A 24750-nucleotide genomic window follows, 5' to 3' on the forward strand; every position below is an offset into this window, starting at 1 on the left:
ATGCATCCGTCACGCGTGCGCCGCAACCAGCCGGCGCCGGAGCGTCTCGCGCAGGACACCCAGCTGCGTTTCGTGCCAGGCCAGCGCAGCGTCGCGCGCGGCCGCGCCCTGCGCGACACGCTGCACGCGGTCCGTCGCGAGCCGGACGACGGCATCCGAGAAGCCCTGCGGATCGCCGTCCCGCACGACGGTCACGCCGCGCAGGTCGTGTTCGCCGAGGCCGCGCGCGCCGGTCCGCGTGCTGACGATCGGCACGCCGAGCGCCATGCTCTCGAGCAGCTTGATGTTGATGCCGGTACCGAGCAGCATCGGATTGATCGAGATCGGCGCGATCGCGAACGCGTCGCCCAGCTCGGCGACGATGCCGCGCTTGACGATGTGCGGCCCGTCCGGCACGGCCGCCGCGATCGTGCCGGCGAGATGCAGGCGAAACGCCGGCAATCGGGCCACGACGTGCGGCAGGATCTCGTCGACGAAGTACTTCACGGCATCGCGATTCGGCTGGTTGTCGCTGCCGAGAAAAGTCGCATCGGCATGCCCGGCGCAGTCCACCTGCGGCGGAAACGCGAGCAGGTGACTCAGGACCGCGACCGACGGCGTGTCGCCGCCGCCGAGGCGCGCCGCCAGCAGGTCGCCTTCCTCGGCCTGGATGGCCAGCGCGACGTGCGCACGGCGCAGTCCGTCGCATTCCCGCTCCGGCGGAATCGAGAACATGTAGCGCTTCGCGCCGGGACGGCCGATGAACGGCACGTGCCGGTCCGCGAAGATGTCGTGCGTATCGACGATCTTCACGACCGTATCGGGAAACGCATCGAGCGCACGCGAATAGAACACGTACTCGACGAACACGGCGTCGAATGCATGGCGGTGCTGCAGCGCGCGCAACTGCCCGAAGAAGCTGTCGCTGAACAGCTCGTCGAGCCCCGTGTAATACGCATGCCGGCTGCCGGCCGCTTTCGCGGCGAGGCGACGCACGAGCCACGCGACCCGCTTGAGTCGATAGCGCGCCAGCGCCAGGCCCGCTCGACGCAATACCGACACGCGGTCCGCGCCAAACTCCTCGCGATGCGCATCGAGATCCATGCCGCCCATCTGGCGCGACTCGAGATAGACGAAATGCACGTCGCAGCCGAGCGACCTCACCGCGCGCGCGAGATTCAGGACGCGACTGCGGTTGCCGGCATTGACGGGAAACAGCGGAATGGGCGAAACGATGGCGACTTTCATGAGACGTTTCCTTTCAGCGGAACGGGCGGCGGCGCGCCGTCCGGTGCACGGTGACGAACGGCGACGAAGGCGCCCACGCGCACGGACTGTCCTCGCGCGAAGCCGACACCGTGGACATAGATGCCTTTCTCGTGATCGGCGTCGTACGCGAACGGGCCGCCCGGCACGGGCAGCCACCGGAATTGCGCGTCGTCGAGCGTGCGCGCCGGCGTGTCGGTGCGCAGCGTCATCGGCGGGTAGGCGCCGACACGCACGGCGGCCGCGCCCGTCGCGCTGCCTTCCGGCACGCGCACCGATGCGTAGAGATCCCAGCGCCCGTCGCGCGGCAGCTTGTCGAGCTTGAGCTGGATCGCCCAGGCGCCCGAATCGCCGCGAATCGCGATCGCCGCGCCATCGAGCGAAGCCGGGTCGGCCACCATGCGCGCGCTGTCGTAGAGATTCACGCGCGACACGTCGATCGCGCGCCAGTCGCCGTCGGCAAGCCCCGTCACGAGCGGCGGCGCGACGACGGGATGCCGGTCGATATCGAGCAACGCGCCGAGTGCCGCGAGATTGCCGCTTTGCCGATACTGGCGGATGCCCGCGGCCGCGATCGCCGCGTCGAGACGCGCGCGCCGCGCGCCGACATCGAGATCCCAGCCGTCCTCCGCGGCCCGCGCCGCGTAGCGGTCGCGCAGTGCGAGGATCACGAAATCGAGCGGCACACGCGCCTGGCGCACGCGCGCGCTGCGCACGGCATCCGCGTCGACGGCACGGGCGGCTGCGTCGAAATCGCGTTCCGACTGGCGTACGAAGTCGTACGTGTACATCGACATGCCGACCGGCGTCTGCTCGGCGAGCACGTCGCCGCTCGCGCGCAGCGCCGCATGCATGCGGTCGATGTAGCGCATGACGGCCGGGGCCGCCGCGCCGTAATAGGCGTCGCAATATTCGCGGACGAGCGTGCGCGGGTCCGCCGTCGGCGTCCACAGCATCCGTGCGATCAGCCACACGCGCAGGCTCGCGAATTCGCCGCCGCGCGACTGCCAGTCACCTTCCGCGAAGTAGCCGTCGACGTTCGGCAGCGTGGCGAGCCACGCAATGCTGCGGCCGACCGGATAGAGATTCGGCGTCGGCTGCAGGTAGCCGCCGAAGTTCACGACGTGATCCCAGACGGTGATGTGCCGCGCGATCCCGTTCCACTGCCGCAGGCCGTCGCGCAGCCGCGCGTTGCGGTCCTCGTCGAGCGCGACGCTGTAGTCGACCTGGATCGTCATCGGATACACGCGAACGTGATCCGGCACCTGCATGCCGTCCGGCGGCGTGAAACCCCAGTGATAGGCCGGCATCGCGAAACGCGCGCCCGGCACCGCGACCCGGACCTGCGCCGACACGTCCCGCACCATGTCGAGAAACGCCGCCGACAGCGCGCCGCCGTGCGCATCGGCGAATGCGCGGCTGGCCGCGTCCGGGTCCCAGCCCCAGTCCATGTCGCGGATGCCGAACCAGATGCGGCCCGGATCGGGAAGACGCTTCAGGCGCTTCACGATCTCGGCGGCCAGGGTGGCGCGGACGTCGGTCGACATCATCGCGAGTTGCCCGCCCGCATACCAGGACGGATGGGCGGCCGCGTAACGATCATGCGGCACGAGCGTCCAGAAATCGGCATCGCCGTCCCGCGCGAGCCAGCTGCGATCCCACATGTCGATCCCGGGCGGGGACGCGCGATACGACGTGCCGTGCGACTCGCCGTTCAGCAGGTTGTGCGCGCGAAACGGCTTGTCCTCGCCTTCCGCGCTCAACACCTCGCGGTACGCGAAGCGCGGCACCTGCCGGACCGGCGCCGCGTCGACGCGCAGCTCGGCCCGCCGGGGCACTTCGGTCGCATCCGGCGCGAGCCACTTCACGCCGAGCTTGCGGTCGAGCCACCAGTAGGCGCCGAACAGCGTGCCGCGCGGGGTGCCGCCTGCAATGACGAGGTCGCCACCGCTGCGGCAGATGACGAAGCCGTCGCTGCCGAGCCCCGCCGCGTTCGCCGGCCCGCATCTCTGCGCCGCGTGCTCGCCGCCGACGACGATGGCGGGCATCCGGTCCTGGCCGTGGTCCGACACGGCGAACGAAGCACCGCTGATCCGCGACAGGTAATCGGCAATCTCGTCGGCCGCATGGCGCGTGACGGCATCCGCCGCGCCGGCATGCACGCCGTAGCGCGCGACACCTCCCTGCGCGAGCAGCACGCGCGATGCCGACGCCGATGCTCGCGCGTGCCCGCTGCCCGCATGCACGCCGTGCACCGGCGGGACGGTCTGCGCCCCATCGGCGCCGTGCGCGGCCAGCGCGCACAGTGCGCACTGTACGGCGGCAACGGCACGCAGGACGACGCGATACGGCCAGACGTGCGTCATTGCCGGGCGATCCGCGACACGCCGGGCGGCAACGACAGCGGCACGTGGAACTTGCGGTAGAAGCGCCACAGGCTGCGCAGATGATGCCGTCCCGCCCGCGAGACGGGGCTCGCCGCCGACTGCCGCTGATGTTCGTGCACGAGCGTGACGCCCGGCATGCCGAGCACGCGATAGCCGGCCAGCCAGGTCCGCGCGCACAAATCGACGTCCTCCATGTAGAGGAAATACGATTCGTCCATGCCGCCGAGCGACTCGAACAGGTCGCGCCGTACCACGAAGCCCGTTCCCATCACCCATTCGGCATCGAACGGATTGCCGCACGACCAGGCATCGATCATCAGGTGCCGTGCCATCCGCGCGCGAAAGCGGTTCGAGCGGCCGAGCGCGGTACGGCGCGCGAGGATGTCGAGCCAGCTGTAGAACCGTCGTGCCGAATACTGGCGCCGGCCGTCGGGATACTGCAGGTCGAGCCCGACGAGCCCAGCCTCCGGGCGCGTGTCGAACAACTCCAGCACCCTGGCCAGCCCGTTCTCGCTGAAACGCGTATCGGGATTGACCACCAGCACGTAGTCGCGCCGACAGGCGGCCATGCCGAAGTTCACACCCGAGCCGAAACCGCGATTGCATGCGGCATGCAACAGCCTCACGCCGCCCGGCAGCTCGCGTCGCAACCGCGCGTACGAGTCGTCCGGCGACGCATTCTCGACGACGACGATATCGTCGGCGAGCGCGACGCGCAGCGACGTCAATGACGCCACGCATCGAATCGTCAGGTCGGGCGTGCCGTAATTGACGACGATGACGCTGATTCTTCCTTCGGTTTCCATCGTGATACCCCGCGCCGTGGTTGATCATGTCGGCCGGTTTGCCCGGCTCTGTGGGTTGATGCGTGCGTCATGCCGACGCGCCGACCTGCTCGACGAGCTGCCAGAACCTGCTCGCCGATGTGTCCCAGTCGAACCGGCGGATCTGCTCGCGCCCTCGCGCGACGAGCGCGTCCCGCGATGCGGCCTCGGTGCCGAGCCGGCGCATCGCGACCGCGATGTCGACGACCGACAGCGGATTGACGAGCATCGCGGCGGCTCCCGCCACTTCCGGCATCGCCGACACGATCGACGTCAGCACGGGTACGTCGGACGCCATCGCTTCGAGGATCGGCAAGCCAAATCCTTCGTACTGCGACACGAACGCGACGAACAGCGCACCGCGGTACAGCTTCGGCATCGCGTCGTTCGGCAATACGCCCGCGAACACGAGTCCTTCGGCGCAGCGGTGCTGCGCGGCATGCGCAAGCAGCGCCGGGTCCGGTTCGCCGGTCAGCACCAGGCGGACGCCGAGCGGCAACAGCCCGCTCGCGCCGAACGCCTCGATCAGCCGGTGCAGGTTCTTGTAGTTGCGCCGGTTGCCCGGATACAGCACGTACGGAAACGGATAGCCGAGCGTGTCGCGGTTGCGCCGGTACGCATCGTCGGTTCCGTTGTGGATCACGTGAACGCGCTCCGGCGGCATGCCCGACCAGCGCAGGAACTCGTCGCGCGTGAACTCCGACACGCAGACGATCGCCGTGCAGCGCCGGTACAGCGGCCGGAGGACCGTGTCGTAGTAGAAGCGGTGCGCACGCGTGTAGAAGTGGCGATGCGTGAGGTCGTGCACGACGACGACCGACGGAAAGTCGGGCAACGTGGCCGGTACGAATCCGGGATTCCAGAACACCGCATCGCGGGCCGGCAGCCGCCGCAGCGCCCGGCTCAACGCGAGCGGCGACAGCGGGTGCGCGACCGCGCCGCCGACCGTCAGCGGGGCGATGCGCACGCTCGACGGCGCGCGCTGGGCGTAGGCCGCCATCACGTTGTAGATGCCGGTGCCGACCGGCCAGCGCGTGTCGGTGTAGACCGTGAGCGGTGCGCGCCCGGTGCGACCGGCTCGTGCGTCGATGTCCGTCGACGGGGAGAGGATCGAGCTCATCGTTCAGTCCATCCAGCCGAGCAGCCGATGCGACGCGGCGATCCAGTAGTACTTCGCCCGCCGCGGATTGCGGCGCGCACACGACAGCACGCAGCCGGCCACCGGCCGCGCGATCATGTAAAGGACGTACGCGAGCGGATAGCGATTGATGCGCAGCACATGCCCGAACCCGCGGTTGTAGCGCCGGCCGCGCGCATATGCCTGCTCGTCGAGCACGGCGAGCGGCTCGGGATGATGGACGCGCAGGTGCGGGTCGTAGTCGATCCGGCAGCCGGCCCGCAACGCACGGACCAGGAAGTCCACCTCTTCCCCCGCGCCCCAGCGCGAGGTCGCGCCGACGCCCAGGTCGACGTCGAACTGCCCCGCCGCGGTCACGGCGGTGCGGCGCAGGAAGATCGTGTACGACGTCGCGCACACCCACACGCTGAAGCGGTTCACGGTCTGCGCCGACGTCGCCCACCGTCCTTGCGACGGCCGGCCCGCGGCATCGACGCTCATCCCCGTCACGCCGTCGATCGTGCGGTCGGCCGACAGGCGCGCCGCGACCGCATGGAGCGTCCCCGGCCGATACCAGCAGTCGTCGTCGGGAAAGCCGACCACGTCGCCCGTCACGGCCTTCAGGCCGACGTTCGTCGCACGCGACTTGCCCTTCTCCGATCGCAGGTGGACGATCGTCAGCCGGTCGCGATAGCGTTCGACGATCCGCTCGACGCGGTCGTCCGGATTCTGGTCGACGACGATGACTTCGAGGTCGGCATAGGCCTGCAGCAGCAGCGAATCGAACATGCGCTCGATCTCGTCGCTGCGGCCGAGCGTCGCCATGATGAGGGAGAATTTCATCGAATAGGCCCGGACGGGAAAAAGGATCGGGGCCGCGGGACGCGCGGCGCGGTGCGGGTTTCCCGGCGTGCCGCCCGCGGAACGAAGGCGAACGACGCGAGAAAGCCGATGAACAGGTACGACGTTTCGCTCTGGTGCATCGGGTTGATCAGCGACCACGCGGCAATCGGCGCCAGCACGACCATCGCGCGCCGGCCCTGGCCGAGGCCGCCGAAGAACACCGCCCACGCAAGCAGTCCGATCGGGCCGGCGACCAGCATCAGGTCCAGCGGCGCGCAGAAGACGGCGCTCGTGCCCTCGCCGAGCCCGCGGACGGCGACGGCCGAATGCGAGAAGTAGTGTTCGACGAAGCCGAAGCCGTGCCCGATCCAGTCGCGGCCGACCAGCTTGATCGACTCCGTGAAGGCCAGCCCGCGCTCCTGCTGGAGGCGGACCTGCAACTGGTCGCCGGTCAGTTCGCGCGTGAACATGTACAGATAGAACCCGGCCCCGGCGGCCATCGTCAGCACTTTCGCGAAGAAGTGGCCGCGCACCTGGAACAGGATCACGATCGCGCATGCGATCAGCACCGTCTTCGATTCGCTCAGCAGCGTCACGACCAGTGCGAGCACCACGAACTTCGCGACGTCGGGAATGCGGCGCGGCGACTGCAGGAAGCATGCGTAGGCGGCCAGGAAGAAGAACGCGGCAAACCAGTTCCGCTCCTTGAACGACCCGTGAATCGCGTTCTGCATGAAATCGACTTTCTCGTACAGCACCGGGACGTCGAAGTACTGCAGCGCATACTGAAACGCCAGGAATCCCGCGATCGCGACATAGCCGAACGGCAGCGGCCGCCGGCGCGCCCGAGCGCCGTAGTAGCGGCCGATCAGGTAGAACGCCGGCATCACGAACACGAATTTCACGATCTGCTCGGCCGCCTTGAAGTGCGGATAGCCGGACAGGAACGTCGTCGACAGCGCGGCACCGACGAACAGCACGAAGGTCCAGATTTCCCACGCGCCGCCGGGGATCCGGCGCCGCACCAGCAGCACCGGCAGCACGAGCACCGCGAACAGCTGGCCGAGCTGCGCGCCGCCGATCTTCAGGAACTGGATCGAGTTCAGCAGCAGCAGCACGAGCAACACGGCGTCCGCGAGATCGAAGCGCGCGTGCGGCACGCGCGCCGCCGCGCCCGACGACGACGCGTGCTGCCGCGGCACCGGGCGGACGAGGCCGTTCATGCCGCTTTCCTCGCATCGCGCAACGCGATCAGCATCGACACGGTGTGCCGGACGGCGTCACGGCGCAGCATCCAGGTCGCCCCGGCATACGCGGCAACGAAGCCGACGATCAGCAACGGCAACCGGACCATGACCGGCACGCCGCCGAGGTGCGCGCCGAGCCGCGAGACGAGCAGCGCGCAGCCGAGCGCGATCAGATACGGCGGCACGAGCCGGCCCAGCAGGCGGCCGGGTTCGACCGACAGCTCGACGACGACGGCGCCGAAGCTAAGCGGCGTGATGAGCAGCACCGCACCGACGTACAGCCACGCCAGCCCGGCGACGTCGTGCGACGGCAGGCCCAGCATCGCGCCCAGCACCAGCACGAGCTTGACGACCGTCAGCCACATCGTGACGTTGGGGCGGCCGCGCGCCGACAGGAAGGCGCCGTTGACGAACTGGACCGTCTGGATCGCGCCGAGCGCCATCAGCGGCGTCATGATCGCGGCGCTGCCGGCCCAGCGCGCGCCGAACAGCACGAAGGTGATGTCGCGGCTCAGCACGGCCATCAGCACGAACAGCGGCGCCGCGGCCGTCGCGGCCAGCCCCGTGACGTCGAGGTAGGTGGCCGCCATCTTCCCGGCGTCGTGCGCGACGCGCGACAACACCGCGAGCGCGACGTCGGTCGCGGCGCGGCACAGCAGTTCCAGCGCGGTCTGGTAGAGTCGCGCGCCGATCGCATAGATGCCCAGCCCGGCCGCGCCGTACAGCGCGACGACGATCAGGTCCACGGTACGCGTCGCCCACCAGTCGATCAGCCGCGATGCGACGACGTGGCCGCCGAAGCGCGCGATGGGCCAGAAGGTCGACGCGTTGCGGCGGCCGCGCGGACGCCAGACCGGTCTGCGCCAGAGCCAGAGCGCGGACATCGTCATGAAGGTCGCCGCCTGCGCGATCAGGCTCCACGCACCGGCGCCCGCAACCGCCAGCGCGACCGCCACGGCGCCGGCGACGCTCACCGCCACGAGCTGGCGCATCGCCAGCGTGCGGAAATCCAGCCGCCGCTTGTACAGCCCTTCCTGGAACGAACTCGCCGATCCGACCGGGACGAACACGCAGGCCACCCGCAAGTACGGTGCGAGGCCCGGTACGCCCAGCCAGGTCCCGACGTGCCCGGCCAACGCGAACAGCACGGCCGCGAGCACGACGGCCATGGCGATCGAGAACACGAACGGCCACTCGAGATCGTCGTCGTCGAGCGTCGCGCGCTGCACCACCGCGTCGCCCAGGCCGCCCTCGGCGATCATCAGGACCAGCGACAGCGACAGCGTGACGGCCGCCGCGAGCCCGACGTCGGCCGGACCGAGCCAGCGCGCGACCAGCAGATACGTGACGAGCGTGACGAGCTTGCCGCCCCATGCCTGCACCAGCGCCCACGCCAGGCTGCGCACGGTGCGCGCACCGAGCCGCTCGGCGCCGGACGACGCGTGGTCGCTCTCGGCGTGCAGCGCGAGGTCGCGCATCGCCGGCTCAGTGCTCGGTTTCATACGCGTATTTCCCTTCGCCATACGCGCCGTAGACGGCCTGGCGCCGCGGCACGTCGTTCAGCACGACGCCGCTGATCGCGATGCCCGCGTTGCGCAGGCGACGCTCCGCCTCGCGAATCTCCGGCATGGAACTGCGGCCATGCCGCACGCACAGCAGCGTCGTCGCGCCGTGGCGGCCGATGGTCGCCGCATCGTGCAGCGCGAGGATCGGCGCCGTATCGACGATGACGATGTCGTAGAGCCGCGCCGCCGTGTCGAGCAGTACCTTGAAGCGGCCGTCGTTGAACAGCTCCGACGTGCGCGCCACCGCACCGCGCGCCAGCACGTCGACACCGGCGATCGCCGAGCGCTGGACGCCGCGCTCGAGCGCACCGCTCGCGATCGCGTCCGGCAGGCCCGGCGCCGGCTGCAACCCGAAGTGACGGTGCGCCTGGCCGCGGCGGATATCCGCGTCGATCAGCAGCACGCGCTTGCCGCCCGATGCGAACAGCGATGCCAGGTTCGCGCAGAGGAACGATTTGCCCGCATTGGGCTGCGGGCTCGTGACCATGATCACGTGGTGCCCCGACTCGGACATCGTGAACTGCAGCGTCGTGCGCAGGCTGCGGATCGCGTCGACGGTCACGTCCTCGGGAATTTCCGACGCGAGCACATGCGCGCCCTGCATCGTCCGTTGCTGGCTTCGCACCAGACGCCGCTGCTCGCGGCTATGCGGGACCACCGCGTAGACCGGTACGCCCAGCGCCTGCTCGAGGTGCTCGGAATGCTCGACACGCCCCCACACCGCCCGCTGCGCGAACGGCGCGGCCACGCCCAGGGCGATCCCGAGACACAGCGACAGCGCAACCAGCAGCAGGCGCTTGGGCTTGACCGGCTTCACCGGCAGGACCGGCTCGTCGACCGCCCGCACGTTGCCGATCTCGCTTTGCCTGGCGATCTTGAGCTGCTGCGCGGTATTCAGCAGGTTGGTGTACAGCTCGGTGTTGACGCGCACGTCGCGCAGCACCGCCAGCCCTTCCCGCTCCGTACTCGGCAACCTCGCTTCGCGCGCCTTCAGCTCCTGCGCCTTGCCCGCCAGCTCCGCCAGGTTGGCGTCGAGGGCCAGCACGGCCGGATGGCCGTCGGCGAATCGCGCGATCAGGTCGACGCGCTTCTGCTTGAGTTCGAACGTGCGCGTCTCGATGTCCACTTCCTGGCCGAGCAGCAGCTTGCCCTGCTCGTCGAGATCGACCGTGCGCGTCCGCGAACGAAACGCCGCGTACCGCTCCTCGGCATCCTTCAGCGTCTTCTCGACCGTCGGCATGCTGGCCTCGAGCGATTTCAGCGTCGCGGCGGCCTCCTCGCTCCGGTAATCCCGGTTCTGCGCGACATAGCCGTCGACCACGGCCTTCAGGATCTCCCGGATGCGCACCTTGTCGTCGCCCTCGAGCGTGACGGACAGGATGCCGGATTGCTTGGCCTTTTCCTCGACGGTCAGGTCGTCCTGCAGCTGCGACACCGCCTCGAGCTGCGGGATGCGCTTGAGCCGCAGCACCGTGCCCGGGCGCGCATCGAGATCGGCGACCAGCAGCGTCAACGGCTGCCCCTTGAACTCCCCGTGCGCCGGCACGCCGGCCGCGCCCTTCAGCACGACGTCGTCGTCCTCGTTTCGGAGCACGTAGCGACCGCCGCGTTCGGCGGTCACGGTGAACCAGATTCCGTCCAGCACGTCGATGCCGTCGTGACTCTTCTTGCCGGCCGTCTCGAACGTGACGACGTTGAACCGCTCGCCGCCCCACGCAAACCGCGACAATCCCCACAGCGGCGGCGCCACGCCGTCGTCGCGGTAGCGGCGTGCGACCCAGCGGCCGATCAGCGGGAAGTAGCGCGGTTCGGCGATGACGTTGAGATGCTGCTTCGACACGACCTGGTCGATCACCATGCGCGCGCGCACGAGCTCGAGTTCGGCGGCGGTCGTGCTGCCGTTGTCGAGCAACGCCGCGATGTCGTGCAGCGGCGAATTGCCGGCCGCCGTCGACTCGTTGACCTGGATCGTCGCGTCGACGCGGTAGATCGGCGTCGCGAACACCACGTACAGCAGCCCCAGCAGGAACACGCCGGCCGCGATGCCCAGCACCAGCCGCCACCGCGCCAGCACGATGTCGACGTAGGACGAAAGGGGCGCCTCGTCGTACAGCGCCGCATCGTACAGCCGTGCTTCGGAAAGGTCGGTCATGGCAAATCCAGTGTCTCTCGGGTTCTGGCGGGTCATTTCGCGACCAGCGCGCCGGTCATGCCGGCATTGATGGCGGGCAGCAGCAGCGACAGCACGCGGCTGAGCCGGACGAGGCCGTTGCCGTCGACGTAGACGACGTCCTTCGGCGCCAGCCTGAAGTCGTTCGCGAGCACCATCGCAACCGGCGACTTCGCGTCGAGGTGGAACACGTCGGGCGTGCGCGAGCCGCGACCGCGAATCACGTAGACCTGCGCGGTGTCCGCGGTGCCGCTGTTGAAGCTGCCGGCCTGCTGCAACGCATCGCCGAGCGTCAGCGAGCCGTCGCGAAGCGGCAGCGCGAGCGTCGGCTTCGTGACCTCGCCCATCACGAACGCACCGCTGTCCTCGCGCGACTGCACGCGCAGCACGTCCCGGTTGCGCAACAGGATGCGGGCCGGGTCGATCCGCCGCGCGACGAGCTGGGACAGGTTCAGCACGTAATGCTCGTCGCCGCGCATCAGCTCGATGCGGCTTCGGTCGGCCGTCGGTTGAAGGCCGCCCGCGCGATCGAGCGCCTCTGTCAGCGTCATCGGCACGTCGTTGATCGGCTGACCGCCCGGATTGCGTACCTCGCCCTCGACATAGACCTGCTGGCTGCGGTACGACGTCACCCGCACGGTGACCTGCGGGTCGCGGAACGTCTTCGTCAGCGCGACGCGGAATGCATCGCGGACCTCGGTCGTCGTCCGGCCCGCGACCGCGATCGTGCCGACATACGGAAACTGCACGGTGCCGGTTTCATCGACGACGAAGCCGCCGACGGGGTCGCTCGGCCGTTGCGTCGACGACGACTGGCTCGTCGGTGCCGCGGCAGACAGCTCGGGGTGGTCCCATACCGTGATCTGCAGCACGTCGCCAGCGCCGATCCGATAGGCGCCCTTCGCGCGCTCACGCAGCAGCGTGTCGACATTCGCGGCCGCATCGCTGTCGTCGCGCATCGCGTTCAGCAGGTCGACGTCGATTTCCCGGATCGGCACATCGAGCGACTGCGCCGGCTCGCCGTTGCGCGCGCTGGTCACCGGCAACGCCTGCGAACCGGTCATCCGCATGCCGGGCGCGACGGCGCATCCCGTCAGGAACATGAACAGCACGAGCGCTGCCAATGCGTGGCCCCGTCTGCTGCGTGTCGATACCACGTCGAATGATTTACCCATTGCTGCCTGCCTTATATGTCGCGCTGTCGTCCATGCCGTCCGTGGCGCGTTGCTCACGGCTGTCTTCATTGCGTCGCGCGATGGCGCGAGCCATCCCGCCTCCATCGCGTGCGGTGCGGCCGGTCACCATGGCGAGTGCGACCAGGGCGGCGCGATGCCCGGCCAGTCGTCCGCCGTGCTGTCGGTCCCGCCGTGCGCCCGGATCGGGACGCGCGGCGCACGGCGCGTGCGAGGCGCGCCCGGCATGCCCGGCGCGTCGATCGACAACGCACGCATCTGCCGCTCGATCGGCAGCGGCGCATAGTTGCCGGCCGACGGCACGGCGACGCCGGATGCGGCCGCCGGCTTCGCGATCGAACCGCGCCAGGGATTCGACGTTTTCGACGCGGGATCCGCGAGGCCGGCGATCCACCGCGGCGGATTCGGCGCGGCGTTCATCGCGGGGCGCGCCGCCGGCGCGCTACCGTGCGCAGCCGACGCACACGCGAGACCGACGAACAGCGCGAAGTGACGGGCGAGGTGTCGCATCAGCCGCCTCCGCGTGCGATAGCCGCCGGAATCCGCGCGATCCAGTGCGCGACCGCGCGCTCGATATGACGCGCCACCGCGTCGAAGACGTCCGTCGACTGGCCGACGGGATCCGCGATGTCGCGTTTCGTCGCATGGTCGAGCTGGAAAACGCGGCCGCGCGCGAACGGATAGCGGCGCTCGATCTCGCGGCATTGCACGAGCGTCATCGCGAGAATCAGCTGCGATGCGCGCACGTGGCCGAGATGTACCGGCTGCGCGATATGGGACGTGATGTCGAAGCCGCGCTCGCGCATGACGTCGATCGCGGCCTGTGCGGCCGGTCGCCCGGCCAGCGCGATCAGCCCGGCGCAGCGCACCTGCACGGACGGCAGTGCGCGCGCCAGCATCGCGCTCGCCATCGGGCTGCGGCATGCATTGCCGTCGCAGACGACCAGAATGCGTTCGATCATGGCGGCGCTCAGTAGGCGTTCGGATGAACGAAGCCCTTCAGCACCGTGGCGGCGACAATCTTCATGTCGAACCCGAAGGACCAGTTGCGCAGGTAATAGAGGTCGTGCTGCACGCGGCCGACCATCTTGTCGAGGTGATCCGTTTCGCCTCGATAGCCGTTGACCTGCGCCCATCCGGTGATGCCGGGCTTGATCCGGTAACGATGGATGTAGCCTTCGACGAGCGGCCGGTACAGATCGTCGTGCTCGATCGCGTGCGGTCTCGGCCCGACGACCGACATGTCGCCGCGCAGCACGTTGAAGAACTGCGGCAGTTCGTCGAGGCTCGTGCGGCGCAGGAACGCACCGATGCGCGTGATGCGCGTGTCGCCGCGCGTGGCCTGGCGCACGATGCCTGCCGGTTCGGCGTGCACGCGCATCGTGCGGAACTTGTAGATGCGGAACACCCGGCCGTCGGCGCCTTTGCGGGTCTGCGTAAACAGCACGGGGCCCGGCGACGACAGCTTGACCGCCAGCGCGATCGCGCCGAGCAGCGGCGCCAGCGCGACGAGTGCCGCGGCCGCGAACACGCGGTCGAACAGCGCCTTCTGCATCAGCGCGCGGTGCGACATCGGCGACGCCACGAGGTTGATCGCCGGCATGCCGACGAGATCCATCATCGTGCCGCCGAGCAGCGCGATGCTGCACATGTCCGGCATGAAGCGGATGTTGATCAGATCGTCGCCGAACGTCTTCAGTACCTTCCGGATCGTCCGTTCCTCCGAGATCGGCAACGCGAGCCAGATTTCCGTCGCGGCTTCGGCGCGCACGGCCGCGGCGAACTCGGCGAAATCCGCGATCGCCGGGACGATGCCGTTGGACCGTCCCGCGAGATCGTGGAGCACCACGGGGCGGAACCCGCTGGCCGGGGACAGCGCGAGCGTTTCGATCACCCGCACCGCATGCGCGCCGTTGCCGACGATCGCCACCTTGCGAAGATTCAGGCCCGCATGCCGGACCCGCGCGAGCATCGTGTACGCGACCAGGCGGATGACGATGAATCCGCATGCCGCGATCGCCGTCCAGTAGACGAACCACAGCCGCGACACATGATCGACGCGATGCATCGCGAACAGCAGCACGAGGTCGCACGCCTGCACGGCGACCCATGCGGCACTGATGCGGCTGATCATCGCGATCCACGACCGACCGCGCCACGACTGGTACACCTGGCATGCCGGGAAGACGGCAAGCGTCAGCATCACGACGAACGGGACGACCATCGCGTCCGGCCGGCCGAGCGTATCGTCATCGAAGCGCACATAAGACGCGGCGGCCGCCGCCAGCACCACGACGAGTGCATCGAGCAGACGAGCAACAATCGACTGAACTCCGAACATGATTCTTCTCCAGGCAGCGCGCGACGGCGCCGCATTTGCCGTCAAACGCGCCCGTATGCGCCGTCGAAGCACGCGATGTCGCGTTCGCCGAGATGGCTGCCGGTCTGCACTTCGATGATTTCGGGCGACAACTGCCCCGGGTTTTCAAGCCGGTGCCCGACGCCGTTGTCGACAAGTTCGATCGCGCTCAATTTCATGCACTCCTCAACATCCGGTTTTTCAGCGCGCGACGCCCTCATCGCACCGCCCGGCCATGCCCGCGCTGACGCCGGACATGCTCCACCCTCGGTATCCCGATGCATCGACAACATTCATCCCGGACGCCAATCGTCCATCGATGAATTAATCAATAAATTCGCATTCCTATATGAAATCGAACGCGCCTTTATTGGATGAACGGTTCGATTCCCGCCAGGAATCCAGACGACGAACGGACTGCGAGTTGCTTAGGCGTACGCCTCCGCACCGATGCGCTGACGCCGCGATGGCGCATCGACACGGCTCGGCATGACAAAGGAGATGCCGCGCCGGAGCCATCCCGAATGGATGGGCGCATGAACGCGATTGATCAAGTGAAGGCCCGGAATCGACCGCTTCGCCCCCGCGTCGCGTCCGGATATCGGAATCTGGATGTGATTCATGATTGGTCTAGCGTTATGGTATTAACTACTTCGGCACGCACCATTTAACGCACGAACCATGCCATCAAGCTCCGCATTTTTGCTGCAACGCAGAAAACCCTTGTTAAACCAAGGACCTATGTACGCAAACAGAAAGGTATGAATAAATCAAAATAATCGAGTGCAACGTTTGCGCGACTGAAACGTTCGCACCCGTTACGTAACGGCACGCCGTAACGCGCGCCGGATGGGAACATGTTCCGGAACGTCCCGATCGTTGCCATTGCGGAATGGTTGCGTCCGAAAAACGCGAGCTGAATGGATCGTCAAACGCCTTGGCGCGTGCCGGTATTTACCTTCGCAATATCGGCACGTCGACGGATTCACGACACTTTTCGGCACTTGGGGGAATCCGGTAAATACCGGCGGCCGGCAGGCTTAAATCCACCCAAAAAAACTGTCAATCGATTTAAATACCGGCAAGGTGCGCTGGAAATGGCGGACGCCCGGCTGGTCAGGCCGCCCTCGTCACGACCGCATGACGAAATCGATCGGCGATCTCGCATCGTCACGTACGCGACTCGGATTGGAACGTGGGAGCGTGGGAGCGTGGCGGCAGATCATGACGTGCCGCGCAGGGCGGGCGGGCCGATCTGCGCCGTGCCTGATTGCGCATGATCCGGTTCGTCCGGTCGATAGCGTCGATCGCTCGTGTGCGACCTACCGAGCGTCGCGGCCGGGCATCTGGCGACCGCAGGGGCGCGTGCGCATGGTCTCGCCCCCGCGGCGCCTGTGTTGCTGGCGACAGCCGGGCGTTGCCGGCCGTCACCTGATCCATCACCGACTCAAGTCCAAACCCGCATCAGGCCTTCAGCATGCCGAACACCTCGTTCAGCATCGACTTCGCGTCGCCGAACAACATGCGGTTGTTGTCCTTGTAGAACAGCGGATTGTCGACGCCCGCATAACCCGACGCCATGCTGCGCTTCATCACGATCGATGTCTTCGCCTTCCACACCTCCAGCACCGGCATGCCGGCGATCGGGCTCGTCGGGTCGTCCTGCGCCGCCGGGTTCACGATGTCGTTCGCGCCGATCACCATCGACACGTCGGCTTCGGGAAAGTCGTCGTTGATCTCGTCCATTTCGAGCACGATGTCGTACGGCACCTTCGCTTCGGCCAGCAGCACGTTCATGTGCCCCGGCATGCGGCCCGCGACCGGGTGAATCGCGAAACGCACGTCGACGCCCTTCTCGCGCAGCAGCTTCGTCAGCTCGAACACCGTGTGCTGGGCCTGTGCAACGGCCATCCCATAGCCGGGTACGATGATCACGCGCTTCGCCTCGCGCAGCAGCTCGGCCGTTTCCGCCGCGCTCACCGCGACCGCCTCGCCAGCCGGTTGCGCCGCGCCGCCGCCGGCTGCCGCCGGTGCGCCTGCGCCGCTGCCGAAACCACCGGCGATCACGCTGATGAAGTTGCGGTTCATCGCGCGGCACATGATGTACGACAGGATCGCACCCGACGAGCCGACCAGCGCGCCGATCACGATCAGCAGGTCGTTGCCGAGCATGAAGCCGGTAGCGGCTGCCGCCCACCCCGAGTAGCTGTTGAGCATCGACACCACGACCGGCATGTCCGCGCCGCCGATCGCCATCACCATGTGCACGCCGAACAGCAGCGAGATCACCGTCATCACGACGAGCGGCAGCATGCCGTCCTGGATCGTTTCCGCATGCAGGAACGCGCGGCCGTAGTAGATCACGATCAGCAGCGCGGCGAGGTTCATCCAGTGCCGCGCCGGCAGCAGCAGCGGCTTGCCGCCGATCTTGCCCGACAGCTTGCCGAACGCGATGATCGAACCCGCGAAGGTAACGGCGCCGATCAGGATGCCGACGTAGATCTCCACTTCGTGGATCGCCTTCTCCGCGCCGGTGAACTGCAGCGACGTGTCGATGTAGCTCGCGAAGCCGACGAGGCAGGCCGCGAGACCGACCAGGCTGTGCATCAGCGCGACCAGTTCCGGCATCTGCGTCATCTGCACTTTCTTCGCGGCGTACAGGCCGACGGCGCCGCCGACGACCAGCGCGGCGACCACGTACGGAATGCCCGCGGCCGACACGCGCGGACCGGCCACGGTGGCCAGCACGGCGATCAGCATGCCGATCATCCCGAGCAGGTTGCCGCGACGCGCGGTTTCAGGGTTGGCCAGCCCGCCGAGGCTGAGGATGAACAGGATCGCGGCGCCGATATAGGAGACGGTAGTCAGGTTTGCAGTCATTGTTTTGTCGTCCCCTTATTTGCGGAACATCGCCAGCATGCGTCGCGTGACCGCGAAGCCGCCGAACATGTTGACGGCCGTGAGCGTGAGCGCACCGACCGCGAGGCCGAGGATCAGCCCGGACGGGCGGTCGCCGGCGTTGGCCAGCTCACCGAGGGGCGGCGCGACCTGCACGAGCGCGCCGATCGCGATGATCGACGAGATCGCGTTGGTCACGCTCATCAGCGGCGTGTGCAGCGACGGCGTGACGTTCCAGATCACCATGTAGCCGACGAAGCACGCGAGCACGAATACCGTGAAGTGCGACAGGAAGCTGGCCGGCGCAAACTGGCCGACCAGCAGGAAAGCCAGCGCGCCGACGGCGAACACGATCGCGAGCGCCTTGGCCGACATCGGCTCGCCGCTGTGGCCGTGGCCCTTGGACTTCGCGGGCGCGGCCGCGACAGGCGCTGCCGGAGGCTTCGGCGCGACGACCGCCTGCTTGATCGGCGGCGGCGGCCACGTAATGTTGCCTTCCTTGATGACGGTGAGGCCGCGGATCGCGTCGTCGTCGAAGTCGACGTTGATCGTGCCGTCCTTGGCCTTGCACAGCTCCTCGACCACGCGCAGCAGGTTGGTCGCATACAGCGTGGACGACTGCCGCGACAGGCGCGACGCGAGATCGGTATAGCCGACGATCGTCACGCCGTGGCGCACGACGGCCTCGCCGGGCACCGTGAGTTCGCAGTTGCCGCCCTGTTCGGCGGCCATGTCGACGATCACGCTGCCGGGCTTCATCGACTGCACCATCTCGGCCGTGATCAGCTTCGGCGCGGGCTTGCCGGGGATCAGCGCGGTCGTGATGATGATGTCGGCGTCCCTGGCCTGCTGCGCGTACATCGCACGCTGCGCCTGCTGGAAGCCTTCGCTCATCACCTTCGCATAACCGCCGCCGCCCGAGCCTTCCTCTTCGTAGTCGACCTTGACGAATTCGCCGCCCAGCGACTTGACCTGGTCGGCCACTTCCGCCCGCGTGTCGTTGGCGCGCACGATCGCGCCGAGGCTGGCCGCGGTGCCGATCGCGGCGAGGCCCGCCACACCGGCACCGGCGATGAAGACCTTGGCCGGCGGGACCTTGCCGGCCGCCGTGACCTGGCCGTTCAGGAAGCGGCCGAACGCATGCGCGGCCTCGATCACCGCGCGGTAGCCGCTGATGCCGGCCATCGACGTGAGCGCGTCCATCTTCTGCGCGCGCGACAGCGTGCGCGGCAGCGAATCGATCGCCAGCACGGTGGCGCGCTTCGCGGCCAGCTGCTCCATCAGTTCGGGGTTCTGGGCCGGCCAGACGAAACCGATCAGCGTGCCGCCTTCGCGCATCAGCGCCACTTCGTCGCTGGTCGGCGGGCGCACCTTGAACACGATGTCGCTGCCGGACCAGAGCTCGGCCGCCGTCGCGGCAACGGTTGCGCCGGCCGCACGGTAGGCGTCGTCGTCGAAATTCGCACCTGCCCCGGCGCCGCTTTGCACGGCCACCGAGAACCCCAGCTTGATCAGTTTCTCGACCACCTCGGGGACGGTCGCTACGCGCCGTTCGCCGGTGGCTATCTCCAGAGGAATCCCAATCTGCAATGTCATTTTGTGATCTGTCAGTTGCGGCCGCGTGCAGTATTCGGCCCCGCGTTTCGCGTTGCCAAATTCAGGCGCCCGGCCTTGGTGAAACAGGTCAACCTGGATCAGCAGCGCAGCCCTGATGCAGCCGCGAACATGTTGTCTCCATCGCCAGGTTCCGTACTCGATATCCGGCGTCGGCCCTGTGGCCGGCGACACAAAGCATACCGGCCGACGCGGTCTTCTCGAAATTTATCTTCTGAATCGAGCAGCATTCGTTTCATGAATCCCGTGCCGAGGATTCAGCGACAGTCTGACGGTTTCGGTTTACTCGTACAAGTCACGTGTGGAGGCAGCCGGCGATCGCCCGTCATCCCTTTCCCGCCAGGCATTCAAAGGAATCGGTTCACCCCGACGAAATACCCGGCCAATCGCCGCAAATCATCCAGTTTTCAAAGTGCGTGCGCTGACAACGGACGCCGGCCGGTCCTTGTGATCGAGCCCCTTAATTGAATATGATGCGGACGCGTGCCGATCCACCATCAAACGTTCTTGATCGCATTGCCTTGCGTGGCCAATTCGATGAAGTGATCCGCCGGCATCGGACGCCCGAGCAGGAAGCCTTGCAGCGAATTGCAACCGAGTCTCGTCAGGAACTGCTGCTGCGCCGTCGTTTCAACGCCCTCCGCGACGATCTTCAGGTCGAGTGCCCGACCGAGCGCGACGATCGCGGAAATGATCGCGGCATCTTCGGTGTCGTGTTCGAGATCGCGGATGAATCCGCGGTCGATCTTGAGCTCGCTGGCCGGCAAGCGTTTGAGATAGAGCAGGCTCGAATAGCCCGTCCCGAAGTCGTCGATGGAAATGCGCACGCCCATGTCGTGAAGCTGCTGCAGGATTCTCAAGCTGGCGTCGGCATCGCGCATCGCCGTGGATTCGGTGATCTCCAGCGTCAGGCAGTGCGGCTCCAGCCCGTGCCGTTCCAATGCCTCCTGCACGACCCGGATCAGGCTCGCGTGGCCGAACTGCAGCGGCGACAGGTTGACGGCCATCGTCCAGTCGGTTCGACCTGCATCGCACCACGCGCGCATCTGCCGGCAGGCCTCGTCCAGCACCCATTCGCCGATCGGCACGATCAAGCCGGTCTTTTCCGCGATCGGGATGAACTGATCGGGTGAAATGAGACCGCGTGTCGGGTGCATCCACCGCAACAACGCCTCGACGCCGATGATCGGCCCATGGGGCACGTCGAACTTCGGCTGGTAATGCAGGACCAGTTCACGCCGCTCCAGCGCCAGGCGGAGTTCCTGGACGATTTTCAGGTGCTCGCGGACATTCGCATTCATCGATGCTTCGAAGAAACAGTACGCGTTCCGGCCGAGTGCCTTCGCGTGATACATCGCGGCATCGGCGTTGGTCATCAAGTCGCGGAAATCGCTGCCGTTGCCCGGATAGAGCGCAATACCGATACTGGCCGACACGCGCAGTTCGTGCTCGGCCACACGGAACGGCTGTCGAATCACCGCCAGCACCTTGTCCGCGACGTCGGCCGCGTCCGCCGGCTCGGCCACCGCCACGACCAGCACGAATTCATCGCCGCCGAGACGGGCGATCGTGTCCTGCGAGCGCAGGTTCGCGCCAATGCGCCCTGCCACGTCGACCAGCAACAGATCGCCGACGTGATGACCGTAGGCGTCGTTGACCGCCTTGAATCCATCGAGGTCCATGAACATCAGCGCGAAACACCCTTTCTCGCGATCGGTGTTCTGGATCGCCTGATCGATCCGGTCTTCGAGCAGCACGCGATTGGGGAGCTTGGTGAGGTTGTCGTGCAGCGCCAGATACGTCAATTCCTGGTTGGCTTCGGCCAGCGATGTCGCCAGCACCGCCGTGCGGGCTTCCAGACGCAGATCGAGGATGGAGACGATCAACGCGATGGCGAGGATGGCCAACGTGGCGACGACGATGACCAGTGCAAGCCAGCCGGCGTTCATGCGCGAGCCGGATGCCCCGCAGATGCTGCCCAGCGGGAATCGCGCGGCGGCCATGCCGGTGTAGTGCATGCCGGCGATCGCGGCCCCCATCAGGACGGCGGACCCCAGATTGAGCAAGCGCACGCGAGAGGAGTTGGCACGCCGAACGAATACGATCCACAGCACGGCGCCCGACGCAACCACTGCGATCGCGACCGACAGGCCGACGAGCAACGGGTCGTACCGGATGCCCGGCGACATGCGCATGGAGGCCATGCCCGTGTAATGCATCCCCGCTACGCCGGCCCCCATCAGCAGGGCCCCGCCGCACAGCCGGTACCACTTCAGCGTGTTCCTGCCGACGAGCCACAGCGCACACGTGGAGCAGACGATGGCGATCAGCAACGACAGCCATGTAATGGCAGGATCGTACCCAACCGGAATCGGCAACGCGAAGGCGAGCATGCCGACGAAATGCATCGACCAGATGCCGGCACCCATCACGCAAGCCCCGCCGACCAGCCACCAATGTGCGGCGGGCCCCCGAGCGGTCCTGATACGTCCGGACATGTCCAGCACGGTGTAGGACGCCAGTATGGCGATCAGGAGCGAAAGAAGAACGAGCAACGCGTTATAACTGGTCGGCAGCATTATTATTTACAGATCGCTTTCGATTCGACGACGACGAGACCCCAGTTGCAGGAGGGTCTCGTAAACTCGTGTGAAGGTTGGGCACAAAAGGAAAGCGATGCCCGAAGGAACGGACTGGTCGTGCGACCAATCAGACGATTCCAGCGACCACCGCTTGCGTGGCGGGATCATAAACGCGACCTGCCGTTCAGGGAAGAATTTACCGCTGCGGGATCGATGAAGGACGCCGCCGGGATACTACGGACATTGGCGGGCGCGCATCGCGCGACCGTGCATCATGCAGGCTTCGGCATCCTTCCGAAGCGGAAGTCGACGATGAAGCGTGGGCAGCGGAACGCAGTGTCGTCGCGCGCCGCCGCTCACTCGAACCGACAGGCCGCGCGCGGCAGCGCCGCGAGCGTGTCGCTCGACCATTTCAGCATGCCGTCGAAGTTGGCGCGGTTGTCCGCCGGACAGAAATCGGCGAGCGTCATGCCGTCCGGGCGCGTGTACTCGACATTGAACACGGCCTTGTTCAGCGCGATGAAACTCGCGTAGCCGTCGCACTCGTGGAACCTGTTGCACTGCTCGTTGAGCGCCCAGTCGGCGACCTTCGCCATCGCGGTGGCGATCCCCGAGCCGTTCTTGAGGCCCATCGACATCCCCCGATCGTGCGCGGCGGCGATCAGCGCCGTGTTGTAACGCAACTGGTCGTCGCGCGTCAGCGGAAAACCCGTTTCCTGCCGATAGCTGTCGTCCAGATCCGGTTCGATGCCGTCGCAGCCCTTTTTCTTCGCCTGGTCGAGACGCGCCAGCATGATCGGCATCAGGATCTTCGTCTGGCGGATGTCCAGCCAGCGCTCATGATCTTCGTATCCTTCGACGGGGTAGCCGAGCACGCTGTCGGGAAACCGGTTCGCATCGCTGCGGCCGTCTTCCCGGCCGCCGGTTTCCATGTAGCAGACGACGTAGATGCCCTTCGCCTTCAGGCGCTGGATCGTCGCTGCATCGGTCTGCTCCATGTCGACGTCGAACATCTTGCGAGGATTGTTCACGCGGTCGAGCACGGTCTCGTTGATCGTGTTGCCGTCGATCTGCCATTGCCAGCTCGTGCCGGGCACGAGCGGTCTCCAGGTCGCGGCCGGCAACGCGCGCATCTCGGTTGCCGCGACGGAAGTGCCCGGTGCGGACGAATCCGCGTCGCCGCCGCACGCGGCAAGCAGCAGCATCAGCGCGACTGAAGCGAACGATCTGGCAGACATGGCGAATCCTTTGCTTTCTTGAAAGCTTGTCAGGATGCGAGGCAAAGACGGGCGGCAGGATGCGGGCGGCGCATCTGCCGATGCCGAGGGCGCAAGGGAATCCGGGAGGCACGTCCGGATGGTAGGCAGGAACGCCGGACCGAACTGTTCCGATTTGTCGACTTTTGTTGGTACGGCGTACGGACGACCTGTCGTTCCGGACGCATGGTGCGCCCATGACGTCGCGGCTCACGCTGCCGTTGCTGTTCGTCGTCCCGGCGCTGATGGCGTTCGACTCCCGCAATCCCTGGTCGGATACCTCGGGTGCGCGTGCGGTATTGCCGCCGCCGCGCTGCCCGCAAGCTCGGCTCAGTACGACTTGCCCGCCACCGTCGCCGCTTCCAGTTCGCGCGTGATGATCTGCGTGCCGCCGACGTTGGCGACCGACTTGACCAGACCGACGCCCGGCGCGAGCCAGTCGTCCGCGCTCGTCCTGGTCGTCACCGCCTGGTTGGCGGTCGTCTCCGTCGTCTGATAGTGGCAGGCGTTCGCGAAGACCTTGCCGTTCCGGAGGCTGACCGTTTCGCGTGCGACGTAGGTACGCTGGATCGAGACGGCCGTTTGCGCGCCGCCTGACGGAATGACGGGCGTACTCACGTAGTTCACCGTCTCGCTTCCTGTGAGCCCGATCGTCTCGACATAGGGCGGCGAGTTCACGTCGCGCAACACGAGCGTGCCGCCGCTGTAGACCTCGCTGCCGTAGTTCGTGCGCACGCCGTTACCGACGAGGTAGTAGTCATTGGTCTGGATCGGCGAGCCGGTCGTGGTTTCAGCCTGCTGCGTGAGCGCCACGCCATTGAACGTCGCCGGTGCGAAGGCCCGCGTGTACACGCCGTTGTCGACCGACGGGCTCTGCGACGTCGCTTGCGTATACATGTGCAACTGCACGGTATCGCCTTGCTGGTAAACCGGATCGCAGTCGAGGTTCGAGGCGGTCGGCGAGCCCGAATTGCCGCCGGATGTGCCCGTGGTCGGCGTCCCGCCACCCGATCCGCCGCTGCCGCCGTTGTTGCTCGTGCCCGATCCGCCGGACGACGCGGGCGAGGAATTGTCGTCACCGCCGCCGCAAGCGCTCAGCGCGAGGCAGGTCAATGCGATCAGTGCAACGGCTTTCATCGGGATCACCTTCTGAATGAACAGCACGAACGAAGCCAGTACACGCGAATCGCGTCGCGCGCACCGACCATCACGAATCAGGAATCATCGATCGGCCGGCGGCACACCGCCGGCCCGGGAACATCAGTTGACCTGCAGCTGGCCACCGCGGCCCAGCCCGCCCTTGACGTCCTGCGCCTTGTAGCTGCGCAGTGCGACGACCATCTTGTTGTACGCGTCGATGAACGCGACGACCGTCGCCTTGCCTTCCGGCGTCGACGAGAAGCCCGCGAGCGCACCGCCCACGCCGCCGCCGAAGCCGCCCAGCGCCGCG

The 24750-nt window shown here is 67.2% G+C and carries 18 protein-coding genes and 2 pseudogenes; all 20 read right to left on the reverse strand.

Annotated features, from left to right (window positions below; genetic code table 11):
- Window positions 1–9: 9 nt before the first annotated feature.
- Window positions 10–1227, reverse strand: coding sequence for a glycosyltransferase family 4 protein (locus tag U5798_RS26445; protein ID WP_322083731.1), 1218 nt, complete (start codon window positions 1225–1227; stop codon window positions 10–12).
- On the reverse strand, window positions 1224–3611 hold the full coding sequence (locus U5798_RS26450; RefSeq protein ID WP_322083732.1) for a DUF4838 domain-containing protein: 2388 nt from the start codon (window positions 3609–3611) through the stop codon (window positions 1224–1226). Before U5798_RS26450 ends, U5798_RS26445 begins: the two co-directional genes overlap by 4 nt.
- A complete protein-coding gene (locus U5798_RS26455; protein WP_124455696.1) occupies window positions 3608–4438 on the reverse strand; it encodes a glycosyltransferase family 2 protein in 831 nt (276 codons plus the stop codon). Before U5798_RS26455 ends, U5798_RS26450 begins: the two co-directional genes overlap by 4 nt.
- Before the next feature lie 67 nt (window positions 4439–4505).
- Entirely contained in the window at window positions 4506–5576 is a 1071-nt protein-coding gene (locus tag U5798_RS26460; RefSeq protein WP_322083733.1) for a glycosyltransferase family 1 protein, read from the reverse strand.
- 3 nt (window positions 5577–5579) lie between these two features.
- Entirely contained in the window at window positions 5580–6416 is an 837-nt protein-coding gene (locus U5798_RS26465; RefSeq protein ID WP_322083734.1) for a glycosyltransferase family 2 protein, read from the reverse strand.
- Window positions 6413–7639 (reverse strand): hypothetical protein, encoded by a 1227-nt coding sequence (locus tag U5798_RS26470; protein WP_322083735.1) that lies wholly within the window; start codon window positions 7637–7639, stop codon window positions 6413–6415. Before U5798_RS26470 ends, U5798_RS26465 begins: the two co-directional genes overlap by 4 nt.
- The gene (locus U5798_RS26475) at window positions 7636–9165 is read right to left on the reverse strand and encodes an oligosaccharide flippase family protein (protein ID WP_322083736.1); all 1530 of its coding nucleotides are present in this window, start codon (window positions 9163–9165) and stop codon (window positions 7636–7638) included. The genes U5798_RS26470 and U5798_RS26475 overlap by 4 nt, the downstream gene beginning before the upstream one ends.
- Entirely contained in the window at window positions 9149–11380 is a 2232-nt protein-coding gene (locus tag U5798_RS26480) for a polysaccharide biosynthesis tyrosine autokinase (protein ID WP_124455700.1), read from the reverse strand. Before U5798_RS26480 ends, U5798_RS26475 begins: the two co-directional genes overlap by 17 nt.
- A 32-nt stretch (window positions 11381–11412) precedes the next feature.
- Entirely contained in the window at window positions 11413–12573 is a 1161-nt protein-coding gene (locus tag U5798_RS26485; protein ID WP_322083737.1) for a polysaccharide biosynthesis/export family protein, read from the reverse strand.
- 123 nt (window positions 12574–12696) lie between these two features.
- Complete coding sequence (locus tag U5798_RS26490; protein ID WP_124455702.1) at window positions 12697–13101, reverse strand: hypothetical protein; 405 nt, start codon at window positions 13099–13101, stop codon at window positions 12697–12699.
- Window positions 13101–13553 carry a protein tyrosine phosphatase gene (locus U5798_RS26495; RefSeq protein ID WP_322083738.1) on the reverse strand — a complete coding sequence of 151 codons (453 nt, stop codon included), beginning with the start codon at window positions 13551–13553 and terminating at the stop codon, window positions 13101–13103. The genes U5798_RS26490 and U5798_RS26495 overlap by 1 nt, the downstream gene beginning before the upstream one ends.
- A gap of 8 nt (window positions 13554–13561) precedes the next feature.
- On the reverse strand, window positions 13562–14932 hold the full coding sequence (locus U5798_RS26500) for an undecaprenyl-phosphate glucose phosphotransferase (RefSeq protein WP_322083739.1): 1371 nt from the start codon (window positions 14930–14932) through the stop codon (window positions 13562–13564).
- A 41-nt stretch (window positions 14933–14973) separates the two neighbouring features.
- Window positions 14974–15096, reverse strand: a pseudogene (locus U5798_RS26505) (hypothetical protein); the annotation flags it as partial.
- Window positions 15097–15378: 282 nt separating this feature from the next.
- Window positions 15379–15573 (reverse strand): hypothetical protein, encoded by a 195-nt coding sequence (locus tag U5798_RS26510; RefSeq protein WP_322083740.1) that lies wholly within the window; start codon window positions 15571–15573, stop codon window positions 15379–15381.
- An 841-nt stretch (window positions 15574–16414) separates the two neighbouring features.
- Window positions 16415–17830 (reverse strand): Re/Si-specific NAD(P)(+) transhydrogenase subunit beta, encoded by a 1416-nt coding sequence (pntB, locus tag U5798_RS26515; RefSeq protein ID WP_124455707.1) that lies wholly within the window; start codon window positions 17828–17830, stop codon window positions 16415–16417.
- Between the two features lie 15 nt (window positions 17831–17845).
- On the reverse strand, window positions 17846–19444 hold the full coding sequence (locus U5798_RS26520; RefSeq protein WP_124455708.1) for a Re/Si-specific NAD(P)(+) transhydrogenase subunit alpha: 1599 nt from the start codon (window positions 19442–19444) through the stop codon (window positions 17846–17848).
- Window positions 19445–19959: 515 nt separating this feature from the next.
- Window positions 19960–22041, reverse strand: coding sequence for a putative bifunctional diguanylate cyclase/phosphodiesterase (locus tag U5798_RS26525; protein ID WP_322083741.1), 2082 nt, complete (start codon window positions 22039–22041; stop codon window positions 19960–19962).
- A gap of 359 nt (window positions 22042–22400) precedes the next feature.
- Entirely contained in the window at window positions 22401–23282 is an 882-nt protein-coding gene (locus tag U5798_RS26530; RefSeq protein WP_322083742.1) for an endo alpha-1,4 polygalactosaminidase, read from the reverse strand.
- Window positions 23283–23630: 348 nt separating this feature from the next.
- On the reverse strand, window positions 23631–24437 hold the full coding sequence (locus U5798_RS26535) for a hypothetical protein (protein ID WP_322083743.1): 807 nt from the start codon (window positions 24435–24437) through the stop codon (window positions 23631–23633).
- A gap of 123 nt (window positions 24438–24560) precedes the next feature.
- Window positions 24561–24750 (reverse strand): annotated as a pseudogene (locus tag U5798_RS26540) (hypothetical protein); the annotation flags it as partial.

Source organism: Burkholderia sp. BCC1972 (assembly GCF_905339605.1).
In the GTDB taxonomy this organism is placed as follows: domain Bacteria; phylum Pseudomonadota; class Gammaproteobacteria; order Burkholderiales; family Burkholderiaceae; genus Burkholderia.